The organism is uncultured Campylobacter sp., from assembly GCF_938017705.1.
In the GTDB taxonomy this organism is placed as follows: domain Bacteria; phylum Campylobacterota; class Campylobacteria; order Campylobacterales; family Campylobacteraceae; genus Campylobacter_B.
Genome location: NZ_CALIIS010000211.1, coordinates 1 through 5762, shown reverse-complemented (window position 1 = coordinate 5762; position 5762 = coordinate 1). Strand labels below are relative to the sequence as shown.

The following is a 5762-nucleotide window of genomic DNA, read 5'->3' as shown; positions in this document are numbered from 1 at the left end:
CCGAGGCGGGTAACTTATATGGAAAAGAATCGATCAGTCTTTCTTTCCGTTAATGAAGGCTGACACGATACCTGCTATAGAGAGCGTGCTAAAGGATCCTGCAAGCCAAGCTTTATCCAAGTAAAGAGCCCATGCAGTGATCGCCAGAAATACGAGGAGCGAAAGAAAGGCAAAGACCTGACCAAGCAGACGCTCCCGATGCCCTCGTTTATTCTCTCGAGCAAGGAGATCTACACTCTGACGTGCTACTTCATGTCTAAAGCTCCGCTCTTCGTCTGTGATCCGTTGGAAGTAAGAGACTAGCCCCGGATCAACCTCTTGATACTTAGCCAGCTCATCGGCGGAGGGCATAGGATTATTATCAATGACGATATGCTCTTCGCTGAGCATCCCTACAGCATCTGGTCGCTGGAGAGTGTAGCGTTGGTACGCTTGAGACTACTCTTGCCCATAGTTCATCCGTATCCTCTGCCAAGCTCTACCCATATCACCCTGGACAGCCTGCCAGTCTCTAGCTAGTCGCTCCCGATCACTCATAGTACGATAGCTCTCGACAAGCTTCTCCAGCCTCTCGATCTCGGGATCCCGTCTACGCATGGGCGGGTTGAATATGGAAGTGAATCCCTCTAAGAAAATACGCAGTACACACATAGCTAATCCATGATTGTATGAGGTATACAAAGATAGCACCTTCCCCACATCTCTATAGACAAGACCTACCGAGATGAAAAGCACCCTTCCGAGGATACCCCAACAAAACCCACTGTAGACTCCCCAAGTTTGAGTACCCCCTCCCCTCTATATCACATCCGACATCCCAAGGCTAACGAGAGATAAAAGCGACAGCGCCCCTCTGCCACGAGAGAGGCAGAGGGGCGCTGTGGTGCGGGTGGGAAGGCGCTACAGACGGAAGCCGTAACTGACACTCCACACGATCGGATACTCCTTATCCTTCAGCGTGCTTTCCCAGCGGCTTTTCGTCCCCGACTCATACCTTGACCACCAGGCACTGACACCGACAGAGAGGCCGAGATAGCTTGACTCCCCGATACCGAAGACCCAGCCAAGGGTAGGCACGACTCCGTAGCTCTCTCTGGAAGCCTCATACCAGTGAGAGATATCGTTACGGCGGACACGCTCAGGCTCGAGCAAGATCCATCGAGGGAGAACGACCGAACCTAAGAGCCCGACATAGCCTCCCGTACGGAAGCCAGCCCCCGATGATTCTCCAGAGAAGTAATAACGAGGACCAAACTCCGCCACAGGAAGAAGCCCTAGGAAGGTGAGCTTCTTATCCTCTATCGATAGAGCAGGCAGAAGCCCCGCACGAGCGCAGCTTCGGTAATGAGCGCGCCGCCGCTTTTGATACCGGTCGGATGAAACTGCACCATCTCCGGATCGCTAAATCCAAGACCCGCGCGCAGTGCCGCCGCGATACCGTCGCCGGTAGCGATATAAGGCACCGAGGTGCGGTTGTAAAACATCCTCGTATATCCGCCCGTTGCGATTACCAAGGCTTTGCAAAGCACGGGATAAAAATCACCGGTTTGGATATTTCGAAGCACGACGCCCTCGCATTTGCCGTCAGGCGCGCTGATCTCAAGCAGCTCATGATCGATTAAAAATTTCACGCCGTTGCTGATCGCTTCATCCAAACAAGCATGCATCAAGATATGACCCGTCTTATCGGCGGAGTAGTTGCAGCGTTTTTTAGACGCGCCGCCCATAAAGCGCTGCGCTACGCCGCCCGGGACGCCGCTTTCTTTGCCATCCACGCCGCCGCTGGCGTTTCTGGAAAACAGCGTGCCGATGTAATCCATCTCGGCAATCGTAGGGCCCGCAAGCTCGCAAAATTTAATCGCAGCGTCCTGATCTACGAGATATGCGCCGCCCTTTACGGTGTCGTAGGCGTGAAGCTTGTATGAATCGCCATTTGCGAAACTCGTAACGCCGTTGATACCGCCTTCCGCCATACAGGTGGCGTTGCGCGAAGGCATCATCTTCGTAGCCACGACTACGCTAAGATTTGGATTACTCTTTCTTACCGCTACGGCTGCACGCAGACCCGCGCCTCCCGAGCCGATAACGAGTACGTCCACACTAGGAAGGCCGCCTTCGTTGCCGCCGCCTCCGCTTTTACTTTTGTCGGTATCCACGCAGCCGCTAAGGCTAAGCGCGCCGACGCTGATACAGGCCGATTTTAAGAAATCGCGTCTGTTGAAATTTGATTCACTCATTTTCCTCTCCATTTGAGAAATTCTTAGCTTAAGTTTAAAGTTCTAAACTAAAAACGTAATTTTAGTTTCATTTTTAACATAAGTCAAATATTATTTAGTGTATCATTTTATAAGAATTAAATTATCAATTGGAGAGGCTAAATGAATTTGCATCGCATGGAGCTAGTATTAAAAGTAGCAGAATTCCGCAGCTTTACTAAGGCTGCCGAAGCACTTAAAATCCCGCAGCCGTCGCTATCGCAGAGTATTTTATCGCTGGAACGCGAGCTTGGAACTCAGCTTTTTAACCGCACGAGTAATCCCATTTCGCTTACGCGCGCGGGAAAAATTTACGCTAGTAAAGCAAAAGTCATTTTTGACGCCATAAACGACCTAAAAAGCGATATTTCTGAAATAAGCGGCATAAAAAATGATAAAATTCGCATCGGCTTTTCGCAAAACGGCTATAATCTACTGCCGTCGCTGCTACCGATGTTTTGCAAGAAATTTAAGGATTCGGATCTACAAATCACGCAGTTTTCTTCTGCGCTTAGCATTCGTGAAATGCTACTTCAAGGTGATCTTGATGTCGGTATGCTGATACTGCCCATCGATATGAGCGGGCTTGACGGGGTTAAAATTCTAACGCAAAAAACCTATGTCGCTCTAAGCTCCACCCATCTGCTCTCGCTTGAGTTTAAAAACGAATCTGTTCCCAAAATTGATATTTCGCGCTTAAAAGAGGAAAGATTCATCCTGCCTAATCAAAGCCTAAGAAGCGCCGAGCAGATAGATGCGTTCTTTACCGCTGCGAGCTTCGCGCCGAAGGTGCTGTGTCGCACGGAGACTTTCGACATCGCCAATGCTATCGTCGCAAGCGGCGCTGGAGCGTGCTTTAGCATACCACAGATGATAAAGGAGGACAAAGCGGGCAGGATAAAGCTCTTTGATGTAGGCGCGCGTGAGCTCGATAATACGCTGATAATTGCCTACAAAAAAGGCAAACGTCTAAACCATCTAGCGCAGGCATTTATCAAAACTGCACGTAAAATTTCTAATGAAATTTAAAATTCATAGCTCGCAACGATAAATGAGAGATTAAGCTTTTGCAGCACTTTGCCTCTGCATTAGCTTTTGCATAAAAAATTTTAGAGCAGATTTTGCTCAAGTTTAGGTAAAATTTCAAACTAAGCTTAAATTAGAATTTTGCCAATAAAATTTTTTATTGCTAAAATTTCACTCACAATTTACGACGAAATTTAGTGCAAAATTCTAATTTTTCATTCCGCTTAAAATATCCAAATCCTTGTTATACACTTTAGTATCTACTTCAAAAATTCCAAGCAGCGTGTGAAAAAGATTATCGTGCGAAAAAGCGTCATCCTTATGTGATTTAAGTACGCTCAGATCGTATCTTTCGCGCATTTTTCCCTCACCTAGCCAAACAATCGCACCGATATGCTTTTGCGCCTCGGGAGCGAAAAGATAGGGCATGCCGTGCAGATAAACGCCGCCCTCGCCGAGGCTCTCGCCGTGATCACTCATATAGATCATCGCCGTTTCGTACGTCTTAGAATATGGTTTTAAAAATTCTACAACCTTGCTTAAAAAATAATCCGTGTATAAAATCGCGTTATCGTAGGAATTTGAAATTTCTTGCTGCGAGCAGTTTTCAAGCTCGTTATCGCGGCAAACGGGGCTAAATTTTTCAAATTCTTTCTTATAGCGCTTGAAATACGCAGGCCCGTGATTGCCCATCTGATGCAGCACGATTAATACATCTTTGCCCGCGTTTTCGGCGATAAATTTATCAAGCCCCGCAAGCATCCCCTCGTCCCTGCACTCTACGTCGCAGATCGGATTATTTTGCGGAATTTTAAAATCCTGATATTTTACGCGCAGCGCCACACCTTTGGAATCGGAATTGTTATCGCGCCACAAAATTGCCATGTCATCAGCGCGGTTTAGTATGTCTAATACGTTTTGCTCATCTGCAGCCTTTTCGACGCTAAATTCCTCGCGATTTAGCAGCGAAAACATGCACGGCACGCTTTGCGCCGTCGAAGTGCCGCAAGAATGGGTATTACTTAGGCTTACGACGCCCTGCTCTTTGGCTAGTAGCGGATTAGTATCTCGCTCGTAGCCGTTTAGCGAAAATCTATCCGCTCTCGCCGCTTCGCCCACGACTACGACGACGAGCTTTTTTGGGCTTGTAGAATTTTCATCGATATGCGCGTCCATAGCGATTTGCATCAGAGGCTGTGAACCTTGCTTTTTGGATTTTGCGACAAATTTAACGCCGCTGTAGATCCAATATCCGGGATTTGCGTAGCTGCGTAAAATTTTATGCTCTCTGAAAAATGACGCGTAGTATTTGCTAAATCCAAAAAGCAGCGCCGCGATGATTATTATGCAAATGCCCGCTACTTTGAGCTTAGCTAAAATTTCAAATTTAAGCGGACGGTAGCTAATATGCGTGCGAGCGATCAGCACGCAGGGCAAAACGCCCAGCACCAACACGTAAATTGCTAGTCGCAGGCTAAATAGATCCGCGGACTCGGCAAAGTTCGTCTGGGCTGCGTTGCGAATCATCTCCGAATCGATTACGACGTTATAGCTATCCATGAAATACGCTGTAAACGACGAGATAAAAAAGCAGATCATCAAAATCGGCTTGGTCGTATAACGCGAGCTAAAAATTGTAAAAAATAGCGTCAAAAAAGCGATCAAAGCTGCCATGTCGCAGACAAGATAGATAAAATTTAGCCCCGAAATTCCGTAGGCATTTATGATATTTTTGAAAAACGAGAAGTTAAAAAACGCCACAAAAGCAAGCGAGCTTAGAAAAATAAGCTTCTGCTGCGACGGATTTTTAAAAATGCTAGGCACGAAGCGTTCCTTGAGATAAAATTTCAAGTTGAAATTTTACGGCGTTTTGGTAAATGCTCGGAAATTCCGCGCTTTGTATCTCACAAATCGCAGCAAAATTTTTGTGAAATTTTAAAATTTCGCGCGCATTCATCTTAGCTTCATCTTGGAATTTTAAAATTGCGCCATCCAAAATAAAATTTGGAAATAAAATCAAAAGGATTAAAGATGAAAAATCTTAAAGCTTTAGGCGCGCTCGCCGCTACATTCGCCCTTGTAGGCGCATTAAACGCAGGAAACTTTAGCGAAAAAGATGCTAAAGTTTCATTCGATCAAGCGATAGGGATCGCACAGCAAAACTTTGGTGACGCGACTATAAAAAGTGTAGAAATCGACGATGAGCACGGAAAGCTCGTCTATGAGATAGAGTCGTATAAAGAAGGTAGCGAAAACGAGATCAAAATCGACGCTCAAAGCGGCGAAATTTTAAAGACTCAAACGCAAAAGAAGCTAAAGCCTAGTAAAATTGATTATTCGCAGGTCAAAATCAGTGCCACAGATGCTCGCGCCAAAGCACTTAGCGTAAACGCCGGCTGGGATTTTCGCGAGGTTGATTTAAAAAGTAACGGCGGTAAGCCTGCATACGAAGTGAAAATGCGCCAAGGCCTGAGCAAAAAA

5 protein-coding genes are annotated in these 5762 nt (G+C 46.5%); 2 read left to right on the top strand and 3 right to left on the bottom strand.

The window, feature by feature from the left end; translation table 11 throughout:
* Positions 1-33 precede the first annotated feature (33 nt).
* Positions 34-390, bottom strand: a complete 357-nt coding sequence (locus Q0605_RS09725) for a hypothetical protein (protein ID WP_298706576.1) — start codon at positions 388-390, stop codon at positions 34-36.
* A 908-nt stretch (positions 391-1298) separates the two neighbouring features.
* Complete coding sequence (locus tag Q0605_RS09720) at positions 1299-2237, bottom strand: FAD-binding protein (RefSeq protein ID WP_298706574.1); 939 nt, start codon at positions 2235-2237, stop codon at positions 1299-1301.
* A 156-nt stretch (positions 2238-2393) separates the two neighbouring features.
* Between Q0605_RS09720 and Q0605_RS09715 the strand changes: the two genes are divergently transcribed.
* The gene (locus Q0605_RS09715) at positions 2394-3284 is read left to right on the top strand and encodes a LysR family transcriptional regulator (RefSeq protein ID WP_298706572.1); all 891 of its coding nucleotides are present in this window, start codon (positions 2394-2396) and stop codon (positions 3282-3284) included.
* A 204-nt stretch (positions 3285-3488) separates the two neighbouring features.
* On the opposite strand, the gene Q0605_RS09710 is transcribed toward Q0605_RS09715, so the two are convergent.
* Positions 3489-5105: a phosphoethanolamine--lipid A transferase gene (locus tag Q0605_RS09710; RefSeq protein ID WP_298706570.1), complete on the bottom strand. Its 1617-nt coding sequence runs from the start codon at positions 5103-5105 to the stop codon at positions 3489-3491.
* Positions 5106-5312: 207 nt separating this feature from the next.
* Here Q0605_RS09710 and Q0605_RS09705 point away from each other — a divergent pair.
* A partial coding sequence (locus tag Q0605_RS09705) for a PepSY domain-containing protein (protein ID WP_298706568.1) occupies positions 5313-5762 on the top strand: 450 nt, incomplete at its 3' end.